The sequence below is a fragment of the Bradyrhizobium huanghuaihaiense genome, assembly GCF_007830635.1.
GTDB classification, from domain to species: domain Bacteria; phylum Pseudomonadota; class Alphaproteobacteria; order Rhizobiales; family Xanthobacteraceae; genus Bradyrhizobium; species Bradyrhizobium huanghuaihaiense.
This window is the reverse complement of the sequence record NZ_VLLA01000009.1, coordinates 137,243-163,765: the sequence shown is the minus strand read 5'-3', so window position 1 is coordinate 163,765 and position 26,523 is coordinate 137,243. Positions and strand designations below refer to the sequence as shown.

At 65.0% G+C, this 26,523-nt stretch carries 18 protein-coding genes; 7 read left to right on the top strand and 11 right to left on the bottom strand.

The annotated features are described in order from the left end of the window. Positions 1-552: 552 nt before the first annotated feature. From IQ16_RS20010 to IQ16_RS19990, 5 genes are all read left to right on the top strand, one after another. Positions 553-3,453: an ATP-dependent Clp protease ATP-binding subunit gene (locus IQ16_RS20010; RefSeq protein WP_035666011.1), complete on the top strand. Its 2,901-nt coding sequence runs from the start codon at positions 553-555 to the stop codon at positions 3,451-3,453. Between the two features lie 376 nt (positions 3,454-3,829). After that, positions 3,830-4,861, top strand: coding sequence for a TRAP transporter substrate-binding protein (locus IQ16_RS20005; RefSeq protein ID WP_018641955.1), 1,032 nt, complete (start codon positions 3,830-3,832; stop codon positions 4,859-4,861). A 15-nt stretch (positions 4,862-4,876) separates the two neighbouring features. After that, complete coding sequence (locus IQ16_RS20000) at positions 4,877-6,766, top strand: TRAP transporter large permease (protein ID WP_018641956.1); 1,890 nt, start codon at positions 4,877-4,879, stop codon at positions 6,764-6,766. Positions 6,767-6,787: 21 nt separating this feature from the next. Then, on the top strand, positions 6,788-8,437 hold the full coding sequence (locus IQ16_RS19995; RefSeq protein ID WP_167526339.1) for an acyl-CoA synthetase: 1,650 nt from the start codon (positions 6,788-6,790) through the stop codon (positions 8,435-8,437). Between the two features lie 241 nt (positions 8,438-8,678). After that, entirely contained in the window at positions 8,679-10,052 is a 1,374-nt protein-coding gene (locus IQ16_RS19990) for an autotransporter outer membrane beta-barrel domain-containing protein (protein ID WP_145831696.1), read from the top strand. Positions 10,053-10,118: 66 nt separating this feature from the next. Here IQ16_RS19990 and IQ16_RS19985 read toward each other — a convergent pair whose 3' ends face one another. The 6 genes from IQ16_RS19985 to IQ16_RS19960 all read right to left on the bottom strand — a co-directional run bounded on the left by IQ16_RS19985 (position 10,119) and on the right by IQ16_RS19960 (position 16,828). Beyond that, a complete protein-coding gene (locus IQ16_RS19985; protein WP_018641959.1) occupies positions 10,119-10,916 on the bottom strand; it encodes an MBL fold metallo-hydrolase in 798 nt (265 codons plus the stop codon). A gap of 13 nt (positions 10,917-10,929) precedes the next feature. Beyond that, positions 10,930-11,706, bottom strand: coding sequence for a TatD family hydrolase (locus IQ16_RS19980; RefSeq protein WP_018641960.1), 777 nt, complete (start codon positions 11,704-11,706; stop codon positions 10,930-10,932). 12 nt (positions 11,707-11,718) lie between these two features. Beyond that, a complete protein-coding gene (gene metG / locus IQ16_RS19975) occupies positions 11,719-13,722 on the bottom strand; it encodes a methionine--tRNA ligase (RefSeq protein WP_020607821.1) in 2,004 nt (667 codons plus the stop codon). A 111-nt stretch (positions 13,723-13,833) separates the two neighbouring features. Continuing rightward, a complete protein-coding gene (locus tag IQ16_RS19970; protein ID WP_018641961.1) occupies positions 13,834-14,880 on the bottom strand; it encodes a DNA polymerase III subunit delta' in 1,047 nt (348 codons plus the stop codon). After that, positions 14,877-15,563, bottom strand: a complete 687-nt coding sequence (tmk, locus tag IQ16_RS19965; RefSeq protein ID WP_018641962.1) for a dTMP kinase — start codon at positions 15,561-15,563, stop codon at positions 14,877-14,879. The genes IQ16_RS19970 and tmk overlap by 4 nt, the downstream gene beginning before the upstream one ends. 2 nt (positions 15,564-15,565) lie before the next feature. Continuing rightward, positions 15,566-16,828, bottom strand: a complete 1,263-nt coding sequence (locus tag IQ16_RS19960; protein ID WP_026311835.1) for a D-alanyl-D-alanine carboxypeptidase family protein — start codon at positions 16,826-16,828, stop codon at positions 15,566-15,568. 152 nt (positions 16,829-16,980) lie between these two features. Between IQ16_RS19960 and IQ16_RS19955 the strand changes: the two genes are divergently transcribed. Then, the gene (locus IQ16_RS19955) at positions 16,981-17,937 is read left to right on the top strand and encodes an alpha/beta fold hydrolase (protein WP_018641964.1); all 957 of its coding nucleotides are present in this window, start codon (positions 16,981-16,983) and stop codon (positions 17,935-17,937) included. A gap of 76 nt (positions 17,938-18,013) precedes the next feature. Here IQ16_RS19955 and IQ16_RS19950 read toward each other — a convergent pair whose 3' ends face one another. The 4 genes from IQ16_RS19950 to IQ16_RS19935 all read right to left on the bottom strand — a co-directional run bounded on the left by IQ16_RS19950 (position 18,014) and on the right by IQ16_RS19935 (position 20,310). Next, positions 18,014-18,532 carry a GNAT family N-acetyltransferase gene (locus IQ16_RS19950; protein WP_018641965.1) on the bottom strand — a complete coding sequence of 173 codons (519 nt, stop codon included), beginning with the start codon at positions 18,530-18,532 and terminating at the stop codon, positions 18,014-18,016. Positions 18,533-18,553: 21 nt separating this feature from the next. Next, entirely contained in the window at positions 18,554-19,096 is a 543-nt protein-coding gene (locus IQ16_RS19945; protein WP_018641966.1) for a phage tail protein, read from the bottom strand. 36 nt (positions 19,097-19,132) lie between these two features. Further along, a complete protein-coding gene (locus IQ16_RS19940) occupies positions 19,133-19,660 on the bottom strand; it encodes a phage tail protein (protein WP_018641967.1) in 528 nt (175 codons plus the stop codon). Between the two features lie 107 nt (positions 19,661-19,767). Continuing rightward, positions 19,768-20,310 (bottom strand): phage tail protein, encoded by a 543-nt coding sequence (locus tag IQ16_RS19935; protein ID WP_018641968.1) that lies wholly within the window; start codon positions 20,308-20,310, stop codon positions 19,768-19,770. 519 nt (positions 20,311-20,829) lie between these two features. On the opposite strand from IQ16_RS19935, the gene IQ16_RS19930 reads away from it, so the two are divergent. Beyond that, complete coding sequence (locus IQ16_RS19930) at positions 20,830-25,311, top strand: beta strand repeat-containing protein (protein WP_018641969.1); 4,482 nt, start codon at positions 20,830-20,832, stop codon at positions 25,309-25,311. A 45-nt stretch (positions 25,312-25,356) separates the two neighbouring features. Here IQ16_RS19930 and IQ16_RS19925 read toward each other — a convergent pair whose 3' ends face one another. Continuing rightward, on the bottom strand, positions 25,357-26,292 hold the full coding sequence (locus tag IQ16_RS19925; protein ID WP_051122954.1) for a septal ring lytic transglycosylase RlpA family protein: 936 nt from the start codon (positions 26,290-26,292) through the stop codon (positions 25,357-25,359). Positions 26,293-26,523: the final 231 nt, after the last annotated feature.

Here is a 26,523-nt window from a genome sequence, read left to right as displayed (position 1 = left end):
CACTCACGATGTCGGCTCTGGGCTAAGGCTGACGCAAGTATGGATCAAGCATGGATAAAGCGCTCCCCCGTCCTCGGGTGGCCTTCGGTTCCAAAAGTCGAAAAGCTCAATGAAGAGCCGAAGAACGTTGGATCCCAGTCGCACTCCCTCCGCCAGCTAGAGGACGTGTACTCATAAATCCAGCCCAATGTCCGCTTCAGTCCGAATGCGACTGAATTGCCGCGTAGCAGCGAAATGACGGAGTGCCATCGGCGAACCTCAGCAAAAAAGCATAATCTCCTGCAGTGCGGAGACGGGGGAGGGATAGGGGGGCATGCCGCAGCCGGCACATTTCGACTGTTTTCTGCCTTCGCGCGATTGCGCCAAATTGTTTCCGAACTCTTTCACTCTGGCCGCGTTCTCCGCCTGAAGCCTCCATGCCGGCCCTTGCGATCCATCAATGACCCCGCGGGCCGCGGCGACTTTTGATCGCGAAGCTTGTGCGCGCAGGTGTCGCACGCGCGGAACTGCACATAACAACTACGGAAATCGTTCAGTCAGGGAGAGGCGGTCATGGCCAAGCGATGCGATATTTGTGGGATTCGGCCCGCCACCGTCCGCGCGCAGGTGACCACCAGCGACGGCGACACACAGGTTCTCGACCTCTGTGAAGTCGATTACCGGCGTTTGGCGCGCCAACAAAGGCAAAGCTCTCCACTCGAATCGCTGTTCCGCGGGCGCGGTGGCCTGTTTGAGGATTTCTTCGGCGACGATTTTTTCGGCAGCCGATCATCCCGCGGCCCTGATGCGGAAACCGCGGGCGCCGATCGGGACGCGGACGCCGCCACCATACCGATCCGCTCCTCGCAATCGTCCCGTCCATCCCACAGCCGGCGAGGCGGCAGTGCCGAAGAGCGCCTGAGCGAGCACGCCCAGGAACTTTTGCAAACGGCGGCGCGAAAGACGGTCGAGTTCAGCCGCGGCGAGGTCGATACCGAGCACCTCCTGCTCGCTCTGCTCGACAGCGAAGTGGTGCGCACGATTCTTGGACAGTTCAAGGTCTCGGTCGACGATCTGCGCCGGCAGATCGAGCAGGAAGCTCCGCGCGGCAAGACCAAGATGGAGGAGGGTGGCGAGATCGGCGTGACCCCGCGGGTCAAGAGCGCGCTGGGGCATGCCTTCGCGGTCTCGCGCGAGCTTGGTCATTCCTATGTCGGGCCCGAGCATTTCCTGATCGGGCTCGCCGAGGAGGAGGGCGTTGCGGGTGATGTGTTGCGACGGTACGGCCTGACGCCGCAGGCGATCCGCCAGCAGGCGGTCAAAGTCGTCGGCCGCGGCGCCGAGGAAGGACAAGTCGGTGCGCCTACCAACACGCCGACGCTCGACAAATATTCCCGCGATCTGACCAAGCTCGCGCGCGAGAGCAAGCTCGATCCGGTGATCGGCCGCGCCAGCCAGATCGAGACCACCGTCGAGGTGCTGGCCCGCCGCAAGAAGAACAATCCGGTGCTGATCGGCGAGCCCGGCGTCGGCAAGACGGCGATCGTCGAGGGATTGGCTCAGCGCATCGTCGCCGGCGAAGTCCCGGAAGCATTGCGCGGCAAGCGGCTGGTCGAGCTTGCGATCAACTCGCTTGTTGCCGGCTCGAAATATCGCGGCGAGTTCGAGGAGCGGGTGCAGCAGATTCTCAAGGAAGTGACCGACCGTCAGGACGAGCTGATCCTTTTCATCGACGAGATTCACACCATCGTCGGCGCCGGATCGACCGGCGGTGAGGGCGGCCTCGACGTTGCCAACGTGCTTAAGCCAGCACTTGCCCGCGGCGAGCTCCACCTGATCGGCGCGACGACGCTCAACGAATACCAGAAGCACATCGAGAAGGATGCCGCCCTGGAGCGGCGGTTCCAGCCGGTCTTCATCCCCGAGCCCAGCGTGGCGCAGACGATCATGATCCTGCGCGGCCTGCGCGACACGCTCGAGGCGCATCATAAGGTCGCCATCACCGACGAAGCGATGATCGCGGCGGCCGAGCTCTCCGACCGCTACGTCACCGGCCGTTATCTGCCCGACAAGGCCATCGACCTGGTCGACCAGGCGGCGGCGCGCGTGAAGATGTCGGCGACGGCGCGGCCGGTGGAGGTGCAGGACCTGGAGTCCGAAGTCCGGCAGCTCAAGCGCGAGCAGGATTACTCAACCTCGCGCAAGCAGTTCGACCGCGCATCCGATCTGCAATCCCAGCACGAGGCGAAGGAAAAGGAATTGCAGCAGTCGACGGAGCGCTGGAAGCGGAGCCTGGGCTCGGCGTCGGCCGAGGTGCGCACCGAGCACATCGCCCAGGTCGTTTCAAAGCTCACCGGCATTCCGGTTACCGAGCTCACAACCGAAGAGCGCGAGCGGCTGATCAAGCTCGAAGAGAAGCTGCATCATCGCGTCATCGGCCAGGACGAAGCCGTCAAGGCGGTGAGCGACGCGGTGCGGCTGGCGCGGGCGGGCTTGCGCGAAGGCCGGCGGCCGGTCGCCAATTTCCTGTTCTTGGGACCGACCGGGGTGGGCAAGACCGAGCTGGCCAAAGCGTTGGCCGAGGCGGTCTATGGCGACGAGGACGCCATGATCCGCATCGACATGTCGGAATACCGGGAACGCCATACGGTCGCCCGGCTGATCGGCGCGCCGCCCGGCTATGTCGGCTATGAAGAAGGCGGGCAGCTGACCGAGCGCGTTCGGCGCCGGCCATATTCCGTCATTCTGCTCGACGAGATCGAGAAGGCGCATACCGACGTCTACAATGTCCTGCTGCAGGTGTTCGACGACGGGCGCTTGACCGACGGCAAGGGCCGCGTGGTGGATTTCACCAACACGATCATCATAGCGACCAGCAATCTCGGCGCCGACGTGATCGCCCGGCAGCTGCGCCTGGATGCAAGCGACAAGGAGGCACAGGAACGGCTCCGCCGCGACCTTATGGAGATCCTGCGAGGCCACTTCCGGCCGGAGTTCCTCAATCGCATCGACGAGATCATCGTCTTCCACTCGCTCACGCGCGAGCAGCTCCGCGACATCGTCAATCTGCAGCTCGAGCGGGTGAAGCGGACGGCCCATGGCCAGGGCGTCGACCTGGAATTCGACCCGACGCTGGTCGACCATCTGGCCGTGGTCGGTTACCAGCCCGAATTCGGCGCGCGGGAGCTGCGCCGTCTCATTCGCTCCGAAATCGAGACCGAGCTTGCCCGCGCCATGCTGGCCGGCGAAGTTCAGGACGGCGACCGCGTCACGGTGCGCCGGGACGGCAACGAGCAGAAGGTCACTTTCGAGCGTCAACCCAAGCCGCAGCGTGTCGTGGAAAAGAAACCGCCGGCGCCGAGCACCTCCGTGGCGCCCAAGCAAGCGGAGCGGCTTGCGGCGCAAGGAGCCTCGTCGACCGGCAAGCCCTCCCAACGTCAGGCAGGCTCGCACCGGCACAGAAAGGCGTCATAGACCGTCGGTCAACGTGAGAGGTGACAGGCCGCACCAAGCCCGCAACACCATATCCGTAATTCGCATAAGGTATATTATGGAATGTTTTTATATACAATTAGATCAGATATTTAGGGAGAACTTCTGACACCGCACCTTCGCTCCGGCGCCGTTTCCGGCCCAGCACTCGACCAATGTCCCAGCCCTTGACGGCTACTGTGCATGGGGTTGTTTTCGTACTTTTTTTGTCGGGCCCCATGTGGCGAAAGCCGATATTGCCGTGACGTTGTCCGGCTGCAATAAGCGAGCTTCGCGAGATCGCAGATGACCTTCTGACGTGACGTCCGTATAGGTTTGCATCTCAGAACAAAAACAATCCTTCCGAGGAAGCAGACCCATGGTCTTTTCAACGCGCTTTTCCCGACGCACGCTTCTCAAGGCCTCCGCCGCGACCGCGGTCCTGGGCGGCATTGGCGCGCCCCATGTGGCCCGCGCCCAGAGCGCCGAGTTCACCTACAAATACGCCAACAACCTGCCGGACACCCATCCGCTGAACGTGCGCGCCAAGGAGATGGCCGCGGCGATCAAGGCCGAGACCAACGGCAAGTTCGACCTCCAGATCTTCCCGAACAACCAGCTCGGCTCCGACACCGACATGCTGAGCCAGATCCGCTCCGGCGGCGTCGAGTTCTTCACGCTGTCGGGCCTGATCCTGTCGACCCTGGTGCCGGCCGCGTCCATCAATGGCATCGGCTTCGCATTCCCGGACTACGACACGGTCTGGAAGGCCATGGACGGCGACCTCGGCGCCCATGTCCGCGGCGAGATCAAGAAGGCCGGCCTCGAGGTCATGGACAAGATCTGGGACAACGGCTTCCGCCAGACCACGTCCTCGACCAGGCCGATCACCGGTCCCGACGACCTCAAGGGCTTCAAGATCCGCGTCCCGGTGTCGCCGCTGTGGACCTCGATGTTCAAGGCGTTCGATGCCGCGCCCGCCTCGATCAATTTCAGCGAGGTCTATTCGGCGCTCCAGACCAAGATCGTCGAGGGCCAGGAGAACCCGCTGGCGATCATCTCGACCGCCAAGCTCTACGAGGTGCAGAAGTACTGCTCGCTGACCAACCACATGTGGGACGGCTTCTGGTTCCTGGCCAACCGCCGCGCCTGGAGCGCGTTGCCGGAGGACGTGCGCACCATCGTCGCCAAGAACATCAACGCCGCCGCCGTCAAGGAGCGCGAGGACACCGCCAAGCTCAATGCCAATCTGCAGCAGGAGCTCGCGGCCAAGGGCCTGACCTTCAACCAGCCCACTGTCGCGCCGTTCCGCGACAAGCTGCGCTCCGCCGGCTTCTATGCCGAGTGGAAGGGTAAATATGGCGACCAGGCTTGGGACCTCCTGGAAAAGGCCGTGGGCAAGCTGTCGTAACGCGTTGGGGCCGTCATGGCTCATGTCGAGGTTCAGGTGACCGAAGTGGCGGGCGAGGCGGCTGTTCAGTCCCCTCGCCGATCTTCTCTGCTGGCCTCGGCGGAGCGCCTCCTCGGCCTCCTGGTCGAAATCCCGGCGGCCATTCTGGTGGTCGCCGAGATCGTGATCCTGTTCGCCGGCGTGGTCGCGCGCTATGGCCTGCACCGGCCGCTGATCTGGTCGGACGAGCTCGCCTCGATCCTGTTCCTGTGGCTCGCCATGCTGGGCGCGGCGGTCGCATTCCGCCGCTCCGAGCACATGCGTATGACCGCCGTCGTCGCGAGCGCGGGACCTGCGATGCGGGCCTATCTCGACCTGATCGCGACTTCTGCGGCGCTGGCATTCCTGGCGCTGATCGTCTGGCCGTCCTGGGACTACGCCTACGAGGAAAGCTTCATCACCACGCCGGCGCTCCAGATCTCGAACATGTGGCGCGCTGCGGCGCTGCCGGCCGGCATCTGCCTGATGGCCGCGTTCGCGCTGCTGCGGCTGCTGCGCGCCGCGGACTACCGGATGGTGCTTGCGGCCGTAATCTCGGTTGCCGTCGTCGTCGGCCTGTTCTGGCTGGCGCAGCCATATTTGCGGCCGCTCGGCAATCTCAACCTCGTCATCTTCTTCGTCGGCGTCGCCGGCTTCTGCGTCTTTGCCGGCGTTCCCATTGCGTTCGGCTTTGGGCTGGCGATCTTCGGTTATCTGGCGCTGACCACGCGCACGCCGGTGATGGTGCTGGTCGGGCGGATGGACGAGGGCATGAGCCACCTCATCCTGCTCTCGGTGCCGCTGTTCGTGTTCTTAGGCCTTCTGATCGAGATGACCGGCATGGCGCGGGCCATGGTGGCCTTCCTGGCCAGCCTGCTCGGCCATGTCCGCGGCGGCCTGCATTATGTGCTGGTCGGCGCCATGTACCTGGTCTCAGGCATATCAGGCGCCAAGGCCGCCGACATGGCCGCGGTCGCGCCCGTGCTGTTCCCGGAGATGAAGCAACGCGGCGCCAAGCCCGGCGATCTCGTCGCGCTTCTGGCTGCAACCGGCGCCCAGACCGAGACCATCCCGCCGAGCCTCGTGCTGATCACCATCGGCTCGGTTACCGGCGTCTCGATCGCGGCGCTGTTCACCGGCGGCCTCCTGCCCGGCGTCGTGCTCGCGATCACGCTCTGCATGCTGGTGTGGTGGCGCTACCGCCACGAGGACATGAGCCACGTCCGCCGCGCAACGGCTGGCGAGATCGGCAAGACCTTCGTCATTGCCCTGCCCGCGCTCGCGCTGCCCTTCGTGATCCGCTACGCCGTGGTCGAGGGCATTGCGACCGCGACCGAGGTCTCCACCATCGGCATCGTCTATGGCGCGCTGGTCGGCCTCCTCGTCTACCGCCGCTTCGACTGGCGGCGGCTGTTTCCGATGCTCGTCGAGACCGCGGCGCTGTCGGGTGCGATCCTCCTGATCATCGGCACGGCCACCGGCATGGCCTGGGGCCTGACGCAATCCGGCTTCTCGCGTTCGCTGGCATCCGCCATGACGGGATTGCCGGGCGGGGCTGCGACCTTCATCGCCGTCTCCATCCTGGCCTTCACCATCCTCGGCAGCGTGCTGGAGGGAATTCCCGCGATCGTGCTGTTCGGGCCGCTGCTGTTTCCGATCGCCCGCGCCGTCGGCGTGCACGAGGTGCACTATGCCATGGTGATCATTCTGGCCATGGGTATCGGGCTATTCGCCCCGCCCTTCGGGGTCGGCTATTATGCCGCCTGCGCCATCGGACGCGTCGATCCGGCCGAAGGCATCAGGCCGATCTGGGGCTATCTGCTGGCGCTGCTCGTGGGATTGATCATCGTTGCGATCTTCCCCTGGATCTCGATCGGATTTCTTTGACGCGGTTTAAGGAGGGTGTCGATGAGTGAGCGACAGAACCCGTACAATATCGGCCTCGACAAGACCCCCGCCAACTATGTGCCGCTGACCCCGCTGAGCTTCCTTGCGCGCAGCGCGGCGGTCTATCCCGATCACGTCAGCACCGTCTATGAAGGCCGCAGCTTCACCTGGGCGCAGACCTATGAACGCTGCCGGCGCTTTGCCTCGTATCTCGCCGGCAAGGGCATCGGCGTCGGCGACACCGTGGCGGCGATGCTGCCGAACATTCCTGCGATGAACGAGGCGCACTTCGCCGTGCCGATGACCGGCGCCGTGCTCAACGCGCTCAATATCCGCCTCGATGCGCCCTCCATCGCGTTCCAGCTCGATCATGGCGGCGCGAAGATCATCCTGGTCGATCCCGAATTTTCGGGCGTCATCACCGATGCGCTGGCGCAGATGAGCGGGCCAAAGCCATTCGTGATCGATGTCGATGATGCCGCCTTCAAGGGCGGCAAGCGGATCGGCGAGATTGAATATGAGGCCGCTGTCGCGCAAGGCGATCCCCGCTTCAACGCTGTTCTGCCGCAGGACGAATGGGACGCCATCGCGCTGAGCTACACCTCGGGCACCACGGGCAATCCAAAGGGCGTCGTCACCCATCACCGCGGCGCCTATCTCAATGCCGTCAGCAACATCCTCGCCGGCAATCTCGGCCAGCATCCGGTGTATCTCTGGACGCTGCCGATGTTCCACTGCAACGGCTGGTGCTTCCCCTGGACCATCGCGGCCGCGGCCGGCATCAATGTCTGCCTGCGCAAGGTCGAGCCGACGAAAATCTTCGAGCTCATCAAGACGCACAGCGTCACCCACATGTGCGGCGCGCCGATCGTCTACAACACGCTGATCAATGCGCCCGACGCGCCGAAAGGCAGTGCCGCGCGCCGCGTCGTCGGCCTGATCGCCGGCGCCGCACCGCCGGTCGCCGTGCTGGAAGGCGCAGAGAGCATCGGCATCAAGCTGACGCATGTCTATGGTCTGACCGAGGTCTACGGCCCCGCCTCCGTCTGTGCCGAGCAACCCGGCTGGGATGAGCTTCCCGCGCCCGAGCGCGCGCGCATGAAGCGGCGGCAGGGCGTGCCCTACGCGCTCGAGGAAGGCGTCACCGTCATCAATCCGCAGACCATGCAGGAAGTGCCGCGCGACGGCGAGACCATCGGCGAGGTCATGTTCCGCGGCAACATCGTGATGAAGGGTTACCTCAAGAACGAGAAGGCGACGACCGAAGCCTTCGCCGGCGGCTGGTTTCACACCGGCGATCTCGGCGTGCTCGACGAGCACGGCTATGTCATCATCAAGGACCGCTCGAAGGATATCATCATCTCCGGCGGCGAGAACATTTCGTCAGTCGAGGTCGAGGACATCCTCTACAAGCATCCGGCCGTGCTGTTCGCCGCGGTCGTCGCCAAGCCCGATCCGAAATGGGGCGAGGTGCCTTGCGCCTTCGTCGAGCTGAAGGACGGCGCCAGCGCGACCGAGGCCGAGATCATCGCCTTCTGCCGTTCGCAGATGAGCGGCTTCAAGACGCCGAAGGCGGTCGTGTTCGGACCGATCCCGAAGACGTCCACGGGCAAGATCCAGAAATTCCTGCTGCGCAACGAAGTGGGATCAGTGAAGGCGATCTCGGCCTGAGCCTGGACACATTGGGAAACATTGACCGCGTCTCGACGGCGATTGCCGCATCGTCGAGAAACCGTTTGTGCGGGATCGACGACATCAGGACACACCAGGAAAAGATTGGAAAACGTTAGAGACGCATTTACGATTCAGCTCCGTCGGATTCGCCGATTCCACCTGATTCGTCGCGCGGGCTGCGCGGCCGGCGTCCGGCGCGGTTGGGGCGCTTCATGCGGTTTGTGTCTTGAGCGCAGACGTGCGTGCGCGTCTGGCGCTGCTGCTATTGACGGCCGGATTGCTGCTGCCGCGCGTGGCGGATGCGCAGGTGATGCGCGAGTTCGGCGCGTTCGGGGGCGCCGAGAATTTCGGTCCCCCTGGTCCGAACGCGCCCGGCAACGGTTTCAATAATTTCGGCGGCATGAATGGCCCCATGTTCGGCGGCCCGCAAGCCCAAGGTTTTGGCGGAGCGCCGTTCGGCAACGGCAATGGCGTCGGCATGCCACCGAACTACGGCTGGAACGGCGAGCCGCCGGGATTTGCCGGCGCGGCACGGTTCGGCATGCGACAAGCCTTTGGCGGCGGCTCCGATGGTGCTCCGCGCGGCGAGACGGCGCAGGCCACCTTCCTGGCGATGAGGCAGTTCACGCTCGCCCTGCTCGATCCCGCCATCGACGGCCGCGGCATCGGTCCGGCCGAACTGGACGCAGAGCTGGCGGCCTACGCCGATATCGGAAACGACCGGACGCATGGCGGCATCGGGCGCGAGGCCTATGGGGCGATCTACGGCAGGCCAGCGCTCGCGGCCCCGCACTGGAACGTCTGGGCTGCGGGTTTCGGCGGCTCGCAGGTATCGACCGGCGGCACCGGTTCGACCAGCCGCAGTTTTGGCACCGTGGCCGGCGCCGATTATTCGCTGTCGCCGCAAACCCGGATGGGCTTTGCGCTGGCTGGAGGCGGCACCGGCTTCACCAACAATTTTTCGAATGGCCGCTCCGATCTGTTCCAGGCCGGCGCCTTCGTCCGGCACAGCGTCGGATCGGCCTATGTCGCCACCGGTCTCGCCTATGGCTGGCAAGCCATCAGCAACGATCATCCGGTGACGCCGGCCGGCTCCGGACAGCTCGCCGCGGCGATCAACGCCAACGCCTATTCCGGACGCGTCGAAGGCGGCTATCGTCTTGCCACAGCCTGGTTCGGCATCACACCCTATGCGGCGGCGCAGGTGACCACCTTCCGCCTGCCCTCCTCGAGCGGGGCGCAGCCGCCCGAGGGGGCCAACGCATTTTCGACCGGGCCCGGCAGCGACAGCTTCACCGACAGCCGCACCGAGCTCGGCCTGCGCATGAGCACGCAGCTTGTGTTGCCGGGAAGCGTGGTGAGCCTGCGCGGGCGGCTTGCCTGGGCGCATGACTTCAGCGCAGGTCAATCGATCCCGGCGGCGCTCCTGTCCCTGCCCGGTCAGAGCCTGACCGCGAGCGGTGCAGCCCTGGCGCCGAACGCAGCGCTCAGCGGCATTGCGCTCGAGCTGCGCGCCGTGAACGGCTGGTCCGCATCGGCGAACTTCGACAGCGAAGTGTCGAGCCTGGTACGTGCCTACACGGGCAAGGTCGCGCTGCGCTACGCCTGGTAGGCGCGCGCTTTTCGGTTTGACGCGTTTTCTTGATGCGAACCGATAGCCGCTTGGCTCGAAAACGCTCTAATGCGTCTCCAGCTGCAAGCCGTCATAGGCCGGCACCACGCCAGCAGGCAGCGATTGCCTGATCACCTCATAATCGACGTCGGCCGTCATGTTGGTGATGACCGCGCGCTTCGGCTTGAAGCGTTCGATCCAGGACAGCGCATCGTTGATGCTGAAATGGCTGACATGACTGGTGTAGCGCAGGCCGTCGACGATCCAGAGGTCGAGATTCTCCAGCGCGCCCCAGCTCTCGCGCGGGATGTCGTTGAGGTCGGGCGTGTAGGCGGCATCCCCGATGCGATAGCCGAGCGCGGGAATGGCGCCGTGCTGCACCAGGAAGGCCGTCATCGTCACCGCGCCGCCCTTCCCCAGAATGGTCTGGCTTTCGCCCGCCTCGATCGAATGCCGCGTCAGGATCGGCGGATAGTCGCTGCCCTCAGGTGAAATGAAGCAATACGAGAACCGCGCCATGATGTCCTTGGCGGTCGACAGGTTGAAATAGGTCGGGATACGGCGGCGCATGTGCATGACGACCGAACGAAGATCGTCCATGCCGTGCGTCTGGTCGGCGTGCTCATGGGTCAGGAATACCGCGTCGATGTGATCGACATTGGTCGAGAGTAGTTGCTCGCGCAGGTCCGGCGAGGTGTCGATCACGATCCGCGTGGTGCCGTGCTCGGACTTCCGTTCGACCAGCAGCGAACAGCGGCGGCGGCGGTTCTTCGGATTGCTGGGGTCGCAGGCGCCCCAACCGAGGGCCGGGCGCGGCACGCCGGCGGAGGAGCCGCAGCCCAGGATCGTCAGCGTCAACGTCATGCGGCTTCCAGTCTCAAGCTTTCACCTTGGAGAACAGGCGGAAGAAGTTTTCGCTTGTTTGGCGTGAGATCTCATCGAATGACACGCCGCGCGTCTCGGCGAGCACTTTGGCGACCTCGACCACGTAGGCCGGCTCGTTGCGCTTGCCTCGAAACTTGCCCGGCGCAAGATAGGGCGAGTCCGTTTCAACCAGAATACGGTCAGCGGGCAGCTCCGCCGCAAGCGCGCGCAGGGCCTCCGACTTCTTGAACGTCAGGATGCCCGTGAAGCCGATATAAAGTCCGAGCGACACCGCCTTCAGCGCCAGCTCGCGCCCGCCGGTGTAGCAATGCAGCACGGCGCGAAACGATCCGCGTGCGGCCTCCTCTTCCAGGATGCGGGCGCAATCCGCGTCGGCCTCGCGGGTATGGATGACCAGCGGCAGGCCGGTCGCGCGAGCCGCGGCGATATGGGCGCGAAAGCCCCTCGCCTGCGCTTCCGGCGAGCCGTTGTCGTAGAAATAGTCGAGCCCAGCCTCGCCGAGCGCGACGACCTTGGGGTGCTGCGTCAGCGCGATCAGCTCGTCCGGCGAAATGCCGTCTTCCTCATCCGCGTTGTGCGGATGGGTGCCGACCGAGCAATAGACGTCCTCGTAGCGCTCGGCGATCGGCAGAAGCTGGTTGAGCTTCTTCACCCGCGTCGAGATCGTGACCATGCGGGTGATGCCGGCCGCACGCGCGCGCGACACGATCCCGTCGAGATCTTCCGCGAAGTCCGGAAAATCCAGATGGCAGTGACTGTCGACCAGCATCGTCGGAACGCCTCAGGCCGCCGGCTCGATATAGCGCGGGAACGCCGGCGTCGGCGCCGGCAGCGTCGAACCGGGCGCGATGCGCTTGGCGCCGCCGAGTGTCGCAAAATTGCGCTCGTCCGCGGGAATGCCGAGGCTGTCGAGCAGCAAACCCGAAGCAGTCGGCATTGCCGGCTGGGCCAGGATCGCGATCTGACGCACCACTTCGGCGGTGACGTAAAGCACCGTCTTCTGTCGGGCGGGATCGGTCTTGGCGAGCGCCCACGGCGCCTCGCCCGCGAAATAGCGGTTGGCCTCCGCGACCACGGCCCACACCGCGTTGAGCCAGTGATGGATCTGCTGCGTCGCCATGGCTTCACGCGATGCAGCGATCATGCCGTCGGCCATCGCCAGGATCGCCTTGTCATTGTCGCTGAACTCGCCCGGCTCCGGCAGCACGCCGCCGAGCTGTTTGGCGATCATCGACAGCGAACGCTGCGCGAGATTGCCGAGATCGTTGGCGAGGTCGGCATTGATGCGCGCAACGATGGCCTCGTGGTTGTAGTTGCCGTCCTGCCCGAACGGCACCTCGCGCAGGAAGAAATAGCGCATCTGGTCGACGCCATACTGCTCGGCGAGGTTGAAGGGATCGACGACGTTGCCGACCGACTTCGACATCTTCTCGCCCCGGTTGAACAGAAAGCCGTGGGCATAGACCCGCTTCGGCACGGGAATGCCGGCCGAGATCAGGAATGCCGGCCAGTACACCGCGTGGAAGCGGATGATGTCCTTGCCGATGATGTGCACATCGGCCGGCCAGTAGCGCCAGTTCCCGTCGCTCTCGTCGGGAAAGCCGATGCCGGTGATGTAGTTGGTGAGCGCGTCGACCCAGACATACATCACGTGCTCCTCGTCGCCGGGCACCTTGACGCCCCAGTCGAACGTGGTGCGCGAGATCGAGAGATCGCGCAGGCCGCTCCTGACGAAGCTCACCACCTCGTTGCGGCGCGAGTCCGGGCCGATGAAGTCGGGATTGTCCGTGTACAGCTTCAGGAGCTTGTCCTGATAGGCCGACAGGCGGAAGAAATAGCTCTTCTCCTCCACCCACTCGACAGGCGTGCCCTGCGGACCGAGGCGCACGCCGTCGTCGTTCAGGCGCGTCTCGTCCTCGGCGTAATAGGCTTCGTCGCGCACCGAGTACCAGCCGGAATAGGTGTCGGCATAGATGTCGCCGTTCGCCTCCATGCGCCGCCAGATCTCCTGGGTCGAGCGATGGTGCTGTTCCTCGGTGGTGCGGATGAAGCGGTCGAACGACACGTTCAACCGCTCGTCCATCTCCTTGAAACGGCCGGCATTGCGGGTCGCGAGCGCTGCGGGCGTCAGGCCCTCGTTCTGCGCAGTCTGGACCATCTTCAAGCCGTGCTCGTCGGTGCCGGTCAGGAAGAACACGTCCTTGCCGTCGAGCCGCGCAAAGCGCGCCAGCACGTCGGTGGCGATCGCTTCATAGGCGTGGCCGATATGCGGGCTGCCGTTGGGATAGGCGATCGCGGTCGTGATGTAGAAGACGTTGTCGCGCGCCGGAGTGGCGACCGGCGCGGCGGCTTGCGGAGCTGCGACGGGCTTCGGCGCAGGCGGCGCCTTCGGCTTCGACACCTTGGGCTTCGAAACCTTGGGCTTCACGGCCGCCGTCGGCGCGGCAACCGGAGCCGGCGCGGATATCGCGGCAGGCGCAGCCGCCTTTTTCGCAACCTTCTTCGCCGGAGTCTTGGCCGGAGCCTTGGCCGGCTTCTTGGCAGCGGTCTTCTTCGAGGCCTTCCTGGCGATGACCTGCTTCTTAGAAGCCTTCTTCCCGGCCTTCTTTGCCGTCTTCGCGGCGCTCTTCTTCACGCCCTTCTTTGCAGCGGCCTTCTTGGCCTTCTTCGCGGTCTTGGACGCACGCGCCTTCACGGCCTTTTTCGCGGCTTTCTTTTCGGCCTTCTTGGCAGCCTTCTTCTTGCTGCTCTTGGCTTTGACGGTTTTCTTAGCTCGCGTTGCCACGACGAATTCCTTTACCCGGCTGTATCAAAATTTGGAAACGAACCTGCGTTAGGTCATTGTTTTGAGCACGATCCTCTCGGAAAACCGCTCCACACTTTTCCGGATCATGCTCTAGCGCGTTGCGTCCGCCAGCCAGCCGAACACCGAGAAAACCAAGGGCTTTCGCTCCAGATTGTAGGTTTCGGTGTCGCGCGCGGCGCGGACGATCTTTTCCCATACCTCAGCTAGGCGCGCAAGGCGCGGCAGGTTCTGGTTGGCGTTGGCCTCGTCCGCATGCAGACGTTCCGCGATCCAGCGGTCGATGCCGTCGATGAAGGCCGCGAGCGCAACGCGGTCGCTGGTGCCGAGCGAATCGCCGAGCGTATGCAGTTCGCGCGGATCGACCTGCGGCAGTCGCGCCAGCAGCGCTGCCGTGCGCTGCTGCAGTTTCAGGGCGTCTCCACCAAGCAACGTCAGGGCGCGTGCGACGCTGCCCTCGGAGGCCTCCGCGGCCTCGCGCAGCGCCAGATCGGTCGGAGCAAGGTCGGCGGCAGCGGCCGCGGCGCCGATCACCTCGTCCGTTCCGAGCGGCCGCAGGCGCAGCTTCCGGCAGCGCGACTGGATCGTGGCGAGCACGCGCGCGGGCGCGTGGCTCACCAACAGGAACAGAGATTGCTGCGGCGGTTCCTCAAGGATCTTCAGAAGCGCGTTGGCCGCATTCGGATTGAGCTCGTCGACGGTGTCGACGATGCAGACGCGCCAGCCTTCCGCCGCAGCGGTCGAGCCGAAGAAGCCGATCGTCTCGCGCGTCTCGTCGACGGTGATCACCGTGCGCATCACGCCGCGATCATTGGCGGTGCGCTCCAGCGTCAGCAGCCCGCCATGCGAGCCGGCCGCGACCTGCCGCGCCACGGCGTCATCGGGATCGATCGCGAGGCTTTCGGCGGTCTGCACGGCCGGCGAAAGCGGCTGACCGTGCGCGAGCACGAAGCGCGCCATGCGATAGGCCAGCGTCGCCTTGCCGATGCCTTGCGCTCCCCCGATCAGCCAGGCGTGCGGAATCCGCCCGCTGCGATAGGCCGTCAGCAGCGCCGTCTCGGCCTCGCGATGGCCGAACAGAAGGCTCGTCTCGCGCGGATGCGGAATGGCGGTCTCACGCTCGGCCTGACGCGGGCTCATGCTGAGATCACCGAGGCGGTCGTGGGAAGGAGACGCTCGCGCAGCGCGGTCCAGACGCGGTCTGCGACGGTGTCAGGATCGGAATTGGCGTCGATCAGCACGCAGCGCGCGGGCTCTTCCTCAGCGATCTTGCGATAGGCTTCGCGCAGGCCCTGATGAAAGCTGAGCTGCTCGCTCTCGAACCGGTCGGGCGTGCCAGCGCCGCGGCGTACCGCGGCACGCTGCAAGCCGATCTCGACCGGCAGGTCGAGGATGATGGTGAGATCCGGCTTGAGATCGCCGATGGTGACGCGCTGCATCGCGTTGATCAGCCCGATCGGGACGCGGCCGAGGCTGCCCTGATACGCCCGCGTCGAGTCTGCAAAGCGATCACAGAGGACCCACGCGCCCTGGTTCAGCGCGGGCTGGATCACGGTACGAACATGATCGTCGCGCGCGGCGGCAAACAGCAGCGTCTCGGCTTCGGGCCCGAGCAGCTTGCCCATCCCCGACAGCACCAGATGGCGCATGATCTCGGCGCCCGGCGATCCGCCCGGCTCGCGCGTGACGAGGATGCGCATCCTGGCCGCCTTGAGGCGGTCGGCGAGCTTCTTGATCTGGGTCGACTTGCCCGTCCCCTCGCCGCCTTCAAAGGTGACGAAGCGTCCGCGTCCGGACGGTCGCTGTACCTTGCTCTCACTCATGATCAGAGCTTCTCGGCGCCCGCGCGGAACATGCCGATCACGAGCTCGCTGGCACCGTCGATCGCGCGCCGCATGGTCGAGCCGGTGCCGATCGCTTCACCTGCATAGACCGGCGTCTCCACCGCGATGTTGCCGCTACGCCAGACCTTGACCACGCCGACTTGCTGACCGGCCTCGACCGGCGCCCGTACCGGCCCCTTGTAAACCACGCGCGCGATCAGCTGGTCGCTGCCGTTCTTGTGCACCATCACCTTCACGGGCATCTTGGCGACCAGCTTCACCGAGCGGCTCTCGCCGCCAAACACTTTTGCGTAGCCGACCGGTTGGTCGGCCGCGATCAGAGTGCGGGTCTCGAAGTTGCGGAAACCCCATTCCAGCATCTTCTTGGCTTCGGTGGCGCGGTCCTCGGGGTCTTCCAGGCCGTTGACGACGACGATCAGCCGGGTGCCGTTCTGCACCGCCGAGCCGACCATGCCGTAGCCACCCTCCTTGGTGTAGCCGGTCTTGAGGCCGTCAGCACCTTCCATCGAATTCAGCAGCGGATTGCGGTTGGGCTGACGGATCTTGTTCCAGGTGTACTCCTTCTCGCCGAACAGTTTGTAGAACTCCGGAAAGTCCAGGATGATGTGCCGGGCGAGGATGCCGAGCTCCCGCACCGTCATCTTGTTGGCCGGGTCGGGCAGACCGTTGGAGTTGCCGAAGGTCGACTTGGTCATGCCGAGCTCGCGCGCCCGCTTGGTCATGAAGTCGGCGGCAAAGATCCGCTCATTGCCTGCCATGGCTTCGGCGAGCGCGATGCAGGCGTCATTGCCGCTCTGGATGATCGCGCCATGCAGGAGATCGTCGACCGAGACCTTGCTGTTGATGGCGGCGAACATGGTCGAGCCTCCCGAGGGCGCGCCGCCCCTGCGCCAGGCGTTCTCGCTGATCCGGTACTCGTCGGTGAGCTTGATGTCGCCTTTCTTGATGGCGTTGAACACGACTTCCGCCGTCATCAGCTTCATCATGCTGGACGGCGCGCGCAGCTCGTCGGCATTCTTCTCGAACAGCACGCTGCCGCTGGACGCCTCGATCAGGATCGCGGTGGGCGCATCGCCGTCGAAGCCGGCGTCTTCCGTCTTCTTGGCGCCCTGGACGCTCTGGTTGGCCGCATAGAGCGCCCCACCCCAGCCAATCGCCGCCACCAGAACAGCAGCGATCAGCCCGCGCGCCATCGCTCCGGCGGTGAACCGGGGGCGGTGGAGCGAAAAAAGACGAAATGCCATGGCGAAGCCCTGAGAGCGGCGTTCTAACAGTTGGAACCGGTACGAACAACACGAGGCCGGCCCCGGCACCCGAGTTTGCATGATTCTCGTCACGCCCCTATCGTGACACCTTATATTTATCGACCAAACCCCTGAAACAAGGCGGAAAAGCGATGTCCTCCACCCGCACGATCAAGGCCAACGGGATCGACCTATACATCCGCGAAGCCGGCCAGGGTCCGCTGGTCGTGCTCTGCCACGGCTGGCCGGAACTTTCCTACTCCTGGCGCCACCAGATCCCGGCGCTGGCGGACGCCGGATTTCACGTCGTCGCCCCCGACATGCGCGGCTACGGCCAGAGCGCAGCGCCGGCCGAGGTGAATGCCTACTCGATCTTCGACACCGTCGGCGACGTGGTCGGCCTCGTCCGGGCGCTCGGCGAAACCAGCGCCATGGTGGTCGGCCACGATTGGGGTGCGCCGGTGGCCTGGCACGCGGCGCTGTTTCGACCCGACATCTTCACGGCGGTCGCGGGCCTGAGCGTGCCGCCGCCATTTCGCGGCCGCGGCAAGCCGCTCGACCTGCTGCGCGAGGGCGGCGTAACCAACTTCTACTGGCAGTATTTCCAGGCGCCAGGGGTCGCCGAGGCCGAGCTGGAGCGAGACGTCGCCCGCACCATGCGCATCGTGCTCGGCGGACGCGGCCTCGCCGATCCCACCGCCGCCATGTTCGTGCAGGAAGAGAAGGGCTTTCTCGGCCACGCGACCGCCGGAGAGCCGCTGCCCGCCTGGCTCAGCGAGGCTGACCTCACCTATTTCACCGAGGCCTTCCGCAAGTCAGGCTTCCGCGGCGGGCTGAACTGGTATCGCAACCTCGACCGCAATTGGGAACTGACGGCGCCCTGGCAGGATGCGCAGATCCACCAGCCGTCCCTCTTCATTGCCGGTTCGAAGGACGCCGTCATCACCGGGCTGATCGGGGCCAAGCGCGTCAACGAGCTGGAACGCGTGCTGCCCAATCTCACACGGAAGCTGATCATCGAGGGCGCCGGCCATTGGGTGCAGCAGGAGCGGCCCGAAGAGGTGAATGCGGCGCTGGTGAAATTCTTGCGCGAGGCATCGGCGCGCTAAAGCGTTTACGCATGATCTTTCCGGAAAACCGCGTCGCACTTTGCGCTAGCGCGGCCCTCCGGGTCCGGATCATGCTTTAGGCCGCAAGATCCTTCCGCATCGCGAGGTGCGCTGCCCCCAACATCCCGGTCTCGGCAAATCCATGCCGCTGATAGAACCGGCGTGCGGCCTGGTTGCCTGCGAGCACCGTGAGCGTCAGCGCCGAGACGCCCTGCCGCCGCGCGTCCGCTCCGAGAGCCTCGACGATCTTCGTCCCGGCGCCTCGACCGCAATCGGCCGGCAGCAGCGCAATATCGACAATGTGCCAGCGTTCGCGCGCGCAATGAAGCAGCAGCCGGCCGATCGCGGTCCCGTCTCGTGTGACGATCAGCGAGATCGCGCCTGGAAATTGCGTGGCATAGCCGGCCAACTGGCTGCGGAACTGTTGCGCGATGAGCTGCCTCACGATCGGTCCGGACAAGCCCGTTGCGGTGAATTGGGCTGTCCTCACCTCCTCGAAGAGATGCCGGATGAACGGCGCGTCGATCGGGCCGTCGCACCGAAGCCGCAGAGCCGGATCGTCCGGGACGATGTCGAGCGAGATGCCGTCGGTCATGCCGTCACACGGCCCGTTCGCTCAGCCGAAGGACGGAAAGATTCCCGCATAAGCGATACACCAGATGATGGCCTGGGTCGGCTGCATGTTGTCGTGGGGGAGCCCCTGCCCGGTCAGCGTGACGGCATTGGCCGCCAAGGTGAGGTTGCCGGGCGGAGCGATGAAGCCGTTGAACTGGGGATCGATCGCGACCATGGTCTGCGACGTTCCGGGACCTGGCGCCGCATTCGGGGCGTTGCCGGCGCCGAGCTGCAGGGCGTGCGTGTGGATCGCCATCTCGGTCGAACTCAGGTTGACCGTCGGACTGCCGACGGCCTCGCCGATGACGTAGTTCTGCAATCCCAGACCCTGGCCCTGGCTGATCGCAACCGAACCGTTCAGATTGGGCAGGGCGAAATTGGTCGTGCCATTGCCGCCGTAATAAGTACCGATGAGCGAGAATAGCGGGGTGTAAGCCTGAATGGGAACGAGCTGGCCAAAGCATGGCAGCCAGGCAGAGTTGAAGCCGTTTGTGGCAAACTGAAACGTAAAGGCCTGTATTTCCCCGACATACGGACTTGACATGGTGTCTCCTCGAGACTGGATACGGACCGGCGCAGGCTAGCCGGGCGAAGGGAAGAGGCCGTCGTTGCAGATGCAGTAATTGGCAACCACGCTCGGCATCATGTTGTCGTGCCCGATGCTGTTGCCCGCCGGAGTGACGCAGGCGGCCATCGTCGCGTAGGGTGCTGCGTCGGCCGTCGGCGCATAGAGATTGCCGGTTGATGCGGTGGCAAGATGGACCGTCTGTCCGGGCTCGGATGTCTCTCCCGTCCCTGTCGAGGACATCAGCGCGTGACTATGGGTCGGCATTTCGCCTTCGACCAGCGTATGCGTTTCCTCTCCCCCGATCTGGCCCAGCACATAGAACGGGAAGCCGGTCCCCTGTCCCTGTCCGATCGCAACGCGGCCGCGAAGATCGGGAAGATTGAAGGTGTTGACGCCATCGCCGCCATAGGTGGTGCCGATCACGGTATAGAGCACCTGATACTGCGAAATCGACATCGCCTGACCATTGCAGGCAAACCAGCCAGTGGGCACCCGCGGAAAGCCGAACAACCTGATCTCGCCAACAAACGGATCTGACATCGCCTCTGATCCTCTGCCCGGGGCGTCCCCATCCGATCGGGGGAGGCGCCAATCTTCGAAATTGATATGAGAAGAACTCGGCTGCGAAAATGTCGCTGCGCAGCCGCCTAGTTTCGACTCGGATAAATTCCCTGCAACGCGATCAGATAGCTGATGGCGAGATAGGGCTGCATGTTGTTGTGCGGCGCGCCTCCGCCTTCGTTCACCAGATTGGTGCCGGATGCCAATGGCGTGTCCGCGCTCCCGGCTGGTCCAAAAATCGCCTTCGGATTATCGGATGGCAGCGTGTTCGTACCGAAGATATTGTTGGCGGCCGAAGCACCACGTCCGCTTCCCTGCGTTGCAACAGCCTGGATCAGATGATTGTGAGCAGGCAATTGAGGCACGGTGAGCGTGACCGACATCGATCCGCTGGTCATGCCCAGGGGATATTGGCCGCTGCCGCCGGACGAGCCGAGAATGGCGCGGCCCCGAAGATCCGGAAGTGCAAAGGTTCGGACGCCGTCACCGCCGTAATACGTGCCGAGCAGCGAGAACAGCGCCTGATTGGTCGGGATGGCCAGCAACGCACCGTTGCATTGCGCCCAGCCTCTGGGAACGATGGCGCCCGCAAAAGGCATGATCTGGCCGAGAACTGGCTGATACGGCATGACCCCTCCCCAAAAAAAGATCAGGCGCCCCGTCGTGTCGCAAGGCGACGACGACAGCTTCTAAATTAAAAAATGAACGGCAAACGATCTACTCGCCAAGATTGTTAAACAGCCCGCGGCAACAGTCAAGCTCCAGCGCAACCTGAAATGCGCTCGCCATCATGTGATGTATCGCTGAGTGATCACGCTTTTGTTGCCGCAGCGCAACGGTTCGCTGAAAAGTTGCGTCGCGGGCAGGGCTTTCGACGATTTGGCCGGCTGCCCGCTTGCGTTGTGCACCGCGTCTCAGCCAAATGCACGCAACGATATACGTGAAAATTTACACAATCAGGGATTTCAAGGCGGAGCTCTTCGAAAGGGTCCCGCGAAGGGGGGCCGGTGAGTCACGCAATTGCGGTGGCCGTGCCAGAAATGAGCGGGGAGCTGGCAGGATCGGCGCATAGCAGCCGGACCGGTCGACAGGGCATTTTGCTCCGCCTTTGGCGCGCAGCTCAACGCATTTGCCTCGCGACAATCTTGATGATCAGCGCCATGGCGGCGGCGCATGCGACGTGTAACTTTACGAGCGGCTCGACAAGCGCTGCGACCATCACGATCAACGCCACCGGGAACACGGTCGGTCTCTGTGTCACCGACGGAAAGGTTCGCGTCGGACTTTACGGTACATCCAACGGCTCGAACCCGAATGTGGATGCCCAGAACTTCCTTCCGGTTCAGGGGACCACTCTGTCGTATACAGCGCTCTCCTATGCGTCGACAAAAGCAACCTATACGATCACGGCCGTCAATCCCGGAACGGACTCCTTTCACGTCGACGAGTACGATATCCAGCTCAACTCCCTCTCCGGGGGAGGCACGGACACGATCACGCTCTGGTACGCGAGCGGCTGTACCTACAACAGCGGAAATCCATCCGCCACCTGCGGTGGCGTATCTCAATTCACCAACACATCCTTCACCATCACTGTCAACCTGCCTACGCCCACGGTGACATCGATTTCACCGACGTCCGGCCCATTGGCGGGCGGCAACAGCGTCGTGATCACTGGCACCAACTTCACCGGAACGACCGGCTCCGGAGGCGTGAAGTTTGGCGCCACCAACGCGACCAGCTACACTGTCGACTCCGCGACGCAGATCACGGCGGTCGCGCCGGCTGGCGCCGCGGGCACGGTCGACATCACGGTCACCAACAACGGCGTGACCACCGCGACATCCGCGGCCGACCAGTACACTTACGTCGCCGCGCCGACTGTGACCTCGATCTCGCCGACCACCGGCCCAACGGGCGGCGGCACAACGGTCATCATCACCGGCACGAATTTCAGCACGACCTCCGGCGCTGCAGGCGTTAAGTTCGGCGCGACCAATGCCACGGGCTACACGGTCAATTCCAATACACAGATTACAGCGACATCGCCCCCAGGCACTGGCACGGTCGACGTCACGGTGACGACTGCGGGCGGAACGTCGGCAAATTCTGCCGCCGACCAGTTCACCTATGTCGCCGCGCCCACCGTCACCTCGATCTCGCCGACGACAGGCCCCGCTGGCGGCGGCACTACCGTGACCATCACCGGCACCAATTTCACGGGCGCGACAGCGGTGACGTTCGGCGCAACGGCTGCGACCGGCTTCACCGTCAATTCCGCCACCCAGATCACCGCGACCTCGCCTGCCGGGAGCGGCACGGTCGATGTCAGGGTAACGACAGCCGGCGGCACCTCGGCGACCTCTGCCGCGGACCAGTTCACCTATATTGCCGCTCCCACGGTCACCTCGATCTCACCCACGGCCGGACCCACGGCGGGCGGCACTTCGGTAACGATCACCGGCACCAATTTCACCGGCGTCACGGCCGTGACGTTCGGCGCAACGTCCGCGAGCTTCACGTTCAATTCGGCAACATCGATCACCGCGACCTCGCCGGCAGGCGCCGCCGGAACGGTCGATGTCAGGGTCACGACACCTGGCGGGACCTCCGCGACCTCGGCGGCGGACCAGTTCACCTATGCTGCTCCGCCGACCGTCACCTCCATCTCGCCGACATCAGGTCCGCAGACCGGTGGCACGACCGTGGTCATCACCGGCACGAACCTCTCCGGCGCATCCGCAGTCACGTTCGGCGCAACGGCTGCCACAGGCTTCACCGTCAATTCCGCGACCCAGATCACGGCGACATCAGCCGCGGGTACGGGCACCGTCGACATCACTGTGACGACTGCAGGCGGGACGTCGGCGCCCTCCGCTGCGGACCAGTTCACCTACGTCCCGGCGCCGACCGTCACCTTGATCTCGCCGACGTCAGGTCCGGGTGCGGGCGGCACCACCGTCACCGTCACCGGCACCAATTTCACCGGCGCGACGGCCGTGACGTTCGGAGCAACGGCGGCAACTGGCTTCACGGTCAATTCGTCGACATCGATCACGGCAACCTCGCCGGCCGGGACCGGCACCGTCGACCTCCGCGTGACCAATCCAGGTGGCACCTCGGCGACATCGGCCGCCGACCAGTTCACCTATGTGGCCTCGCCAACCGTCACCTCGATCTCGCCGACTCTCGGCCCGCAGGCCGGTGGCACGTCGGTGATCATCACCGGCACCAATTTCACCGGCGCGACCGCAGTGACGTTCGGCGCGGCGGCTGCGACGGGCTTCACAGTCAATTCCGCGACCCAGATCACCGTGCCCTCGCCGCCCGGGGCCGGCGTCGTCGACGTCAGGGTGACGACCACTGGCGGCACCTCGGCGACGTCAGCGGCGGACCAGTTCACCTATTTCGGCACGCCGACGGTGACATCGATTTCGCCGACGGGCGGACCGCTGGCCGGCGGCACGTCGGTGACGATCACCGGCACCAATTTCACCGGTGCGACCGCCGTCAAGTTCGGAACGACGACGACGGGTTTCACCGTCAACTCGGCGACCCAGATCACCGCGACCGCTCCTGCGGGAACCGGCACGGTTGACCTCACGGTCACAACGCCAGGCGGAACGTCGGTCACCTCCGCGGCTGATCAGTTCACCTACGCCGCGGCGCCGACGGTGACGTCGGTCTCGCCGAATGCAGGCCCAACGACGGGCGGAACGTCGGTCACCATCACCGGCACCGCCTTGTCCGGCGCGACCGCCGTGAAGTTCGGCGGAACCAACGCGACCAGCTTCACGGTCAATTCCGCGACCTCGATCACGGCGACTTCGCCGGCCGGCGCCGGCACGGTTGACGTCACCGTGACGACGCCGGGCGGAACATCCGCCACATCCGCATCCGATCAATTCAATTACTCGCCGGCCCCGTCGGTGACCTCGATCTCGCCGACATCCGGCCCTGCGGTGGGCGCCACCTCCGTGGCGATCACCGGGACCGGCTTTACCGGCGCCACGGCGGTGAAATTCGGCACCAACACTGCGACGAGCTTCACGGTGAACTCGGCAACGTCGATCACGGCGACTTCGCCGCCAGGCTCCGGCACGGTCGACATCACGGTGACCACGGTCGGCGGCACCTCGCCCACCTCGGCCGCAGACCGGTTCACCTATCTGTCCTCCACGACGACGACCGAGCTGACGTCGTCGCAGAATCCGAGCAGCTACGGCCAGTCCGTCACCTTCACCGCCAAGGTAAGCAGCACGGGCGGAACGCCGACCGGAACGGTCACCTTCAACGACGGCGGCGCAGCGATCGGAACGTCGGCACTGTCGGCCGGCGTTGCGACCCTTGCGACGACCACGCTCGCCGTCGGCAATCACACGATCACCGCGACCTACAGCGGCTCGCCGGCGTTCAATGCCTCGACCTCGCCGGCCCTGACCCAGTCGGTCGATATTCCCGCCGACAGCGCCAGGCTGCGCGCGCTTCAGCTCAACGTCACCAAGGTCGTCGCGCAAAGCTCGGGACAGGCGATCTCCGGTGCCATCGACACCGCCATCTCCGAAGGTTTCAACAATGGCGGACAATACATAACGCCGGGCGGCGGCGGGGTGCGCGTCAACTTCGCCGCCGCGCCCGATGGCGACGATGAGCCGCCGGCCGGTCGCCCAACCGATCCGCAGAGCTCCAATGCCTATGCCGGCAACGGACGCTCCGGCGGGACCGGCCGCGGGTCTTCGCGGATCGATGACGCCTTCGCCGCAATCGATCGGGCGGCGCCGACCAAGGCACCACCCGCGCGGTTCAAGCAGCAGAAGGACTGGCTGTTCTGGATCGACGTCCGCGGCACCGGCATCGACCGTTGGGGCTCGTCGGGCAATATCGGTCAGGGCGCAACCCAGGCGACGCTCTACGGTCAGCAGATCAACCTGGTGTCCGGGCTGACCTATCGGGCCGCTTCGAATCTCGTGGTTGGCGTGGTCGGCGGCTACGAGAATTTCAGCTACACGGAGACCGACATCAACGGAAAGCTGAAGGGCGACGGCTGGACCGTCGGCGCCTATCTTGGCTGGAAGATCATCCCGACGCTGCGTTACGACGCAGCGGTGACCTATTCCGGCATTGGCTACGACGGCACGGCCGGCACGGCACAGGGCAATTTCAACGGCAATCGCTGGATGTTCGCGACCGGCTTCACCGGCAGCTACAGCTGGGCCAATTTCAACATCGAGCCATCGGCCAAGGTCTACGCGCTGTGGGAGCGGGAAAACGCCTATGTCGATTCGCTCGGCACCCCGCAGGCCGCCCGGACCTTCTCCAGCGGCCGCGCCTCGGCGGGCAGCAGGGTCTCCTACCCCGTGCCCTGGCTCGATAGCGTGCTGCTGTTGCCCTATGCCGGTGTCTACGCCGACTACTATTTCACCCAGGACGATGCCGCCGCAATCATTGCCGCGGGCGGCATCCCGCTGGCTTCGACACCATTGCTTCAGGGCTGGTCGGCGCGGGTCACCGGTGGCCTCGGCGCAAGGCTCGCGAGCGGCGCCACCGTCGGCTTCGGCGCCGAGCTCGGCGGCATCGGCGGCAACACGCAGATCTGGACGTTCACGGGACGCGCGCGCATCCCGTTCTGAGCGCAAGCCGGCAGTGGGCGACGCCGCGCGCCGGATGCTCCGGGCTTAGTAGAGGCCGCGGCCGCTGAGGATGCTGCGGGCTTCGGCGGCGCCGTCCGAGGCATAGGCGGCAGACGGAGCGCTCTCGGTGCTGTAGCGGCCGTCCTCGTCGTAGGACACGGCGCGCGCGTTCTGGAGCGCCCGGCCCCGGCTGCGGCTCGAGGCCGACATTTCCGAGGTCGCGTTCAGCGAGGCCATGTCGGCGGAGGTATTGCCGAGATTGTAGGGCCGTCCCTCCGGCATCGGAACCTCGCCGCGAATGGCGCCGCGGGTCGATGACGGCAGCTCGGGCACGAAGGGCTTCGCCGAGGCAACCCGGACCATCGAGGGCGACGGCGCCGGGATCCCGGTGCGCAGGGTGGCCATCAGCTGGCGGTCGTCGGAACCTTCGAGCGGCGCCCGGCCGACATATTCGACGCGGACCTTGGCGACGCCGTTTCCTTTGAATTCAAGCAGTTCGGCGGCTTTGTTCGAGACGTCGATGAGCCGGTTGCCGTGATAGGGCCCGCGGTCATTGACGCGGACGATCAGCGACTTGCCGTTCGACACGTTGGTCACCCGCGCATAGGACGGCATCGGCAGGGTCGGATGCGCCGCCGTCAGCGAGCCCATGTCGAACACTTCGCCATTGGCCGTCAGACGGCCGTGGAAATCGTCGCCGTACCAGGACGCCATGCCCTCGGCGCGATAGTTGACGTCCTCCTCCGGCACGTAGGTCTTGCCGGCCACCACATAGGGCTTGCCGACGCGATAGGTGCCGCCGCCCTTCGGGACCGGGTCGCCCCAGGCCACGACCCGGGGGCTCGAGGACACGCCGTATTTCGGATCGACACGGCTGGCGAACTTGTTGGAGGAGGCGCAATTGGCGAGCGCGAGGCAGGTCGCGGCCGCCGCAATTCCACGCGCGGCCCGCAAAACCGAATCTGACCGTCGGATCCCCATTCGCCCCAAATACCATTCCGCCGGAGGCGTACCCAACCCGCTTTGGGTGACGGGCACGCGCTGTCCGGTCCTTTGCTCCGAAGCGGCCCACCACCGCATCGGATGTGGTAACGATAACGCAACCCGAACACGGCGGAAATGGGGAGCCCGCGGCGATCACGCCGAGATGGTAAACACCCCGTTCGTTTGTCCCCGTTGATCTACGGAGCGCAGGCCGCCTGCTCTGTGCCA

Excerpts from the sequence above, each read along its gene's own strand:
- IQ16_RS20000 (WP_018641956.1), top strand. The coding sequence starts at position 4,877 with ATGGCTCATGTCGAGGTTCAGGTGACCGAAGTGGCGGGCGAGGCGGCT.
- IQ16_RS20005 (WP_018641955.1), top strand. The coding sequence starts at position 3,830 with ATGGTCTTTTCAACGCGCTTTTCCCGACGCACGCTTCTCAAGGCCTCC.
- IQ16_RS19935 (WP_018641968.1), bottom strand. The coding sequence starts at position 20,310 with ATGCCGTATCAGCCAGTTCTCGGCCAGATCATGCCTTTTGCGGGCGCC.
- IQ16_RS19925 (WP_051122954.1), bottom strand. The coding sequence starts at position 26,292 with ATGGGGATCCGACGGTCAGATTCGGTTTTGCGGGCCGCGCGTGGAATT.
- tmk (WP_018641962.1), bottom strand. The coding sequence starts at position 15,563 with ATGAGTGAGAGCAAGGTACAGCGACCGTCCGGACGCGGACGCTTCGTC.
- IQ16_RS19985 (WP_018641959.1), bottom strand. The coding sequence starts at position 10,916 with ATGACGTTGACGCTGACGATCCTGGGCTGCGGCTCCTCCGCCGGCGTG.
- IQ16_RS19995 (WP_167526339.1), top strand. The coding sequence starts at position 6,788 with ATGAGTGAGCGACAGAACCCGTACAATATCGGCCTCGACAAGACCCCC.
- IQ16_RS19940 (WP_018641967.1), bottom strand. The coding sequence starts at position 19,660 with ATGTCAGATCCGTTTGTTGGCGAGATCAGGTTGTTCGGCTTTCCGCGG.
- IQ16_RS19955 (WP_018641964.1), top strand. The coding sequence starts at position 16,981 with ATGTCCTCCACCCGCACGATCAAGGCCAACGGGATCGACCTATACATC.
- IQ16_RS20010 (WP_035666011.1), top strand. The coding sequence starts at position 553 with ATGGCCAAGCGATGCGATATTTGTGGGATTCGGCCCGCCACCGTCCGC.
- IQ16_RS19950 (WP_018641965.1), bottom strand. The coding sequence starts at position 18,532 with ATGACCGACGGCATCTCGCTCGACATCGTCCCGGACGATCCGGCTCTG.
- IQ16_RS19980 (WP_018641960.1), bottom strand. The coding sequence starts at position 11,706 with ATGCTGGTCGACAGTCACTGCCATCTGGATTTTCCGGACTTCGCGGAA.
- IQ16_RS19960 (WP_026311835.1), bottom strand. The coding sequence starts at position 16,828 with ATGGCATTTCGTCTTTTTTCGCTCCACCGCCCCCGGTTCACCGCCGGA.
- IQ16_RS19930 (WP_018641969.1), top strand. The coding sequence starts at position 20,830 with ATGATCAGCGCCATGGCGGCGGCGCATGCGACGTGTAACTTTACGAGC.
- IQ16_RS19970 (WP_018641961.1), bottom strand. The coding sequence starts at position 14,880 with ATGAGCCCGCGTCAGGCCGAGCGTGAGACCGCCATTCCGCATCCGCGC.
- IQ16_RS19945 (WP_018641966.1), bottom strand. The coding sequence starts at position 19,096 with ATGTCAAGTCCGTATGTCGGGGAAATACAGGCCTTTACGTTTCAGTTT.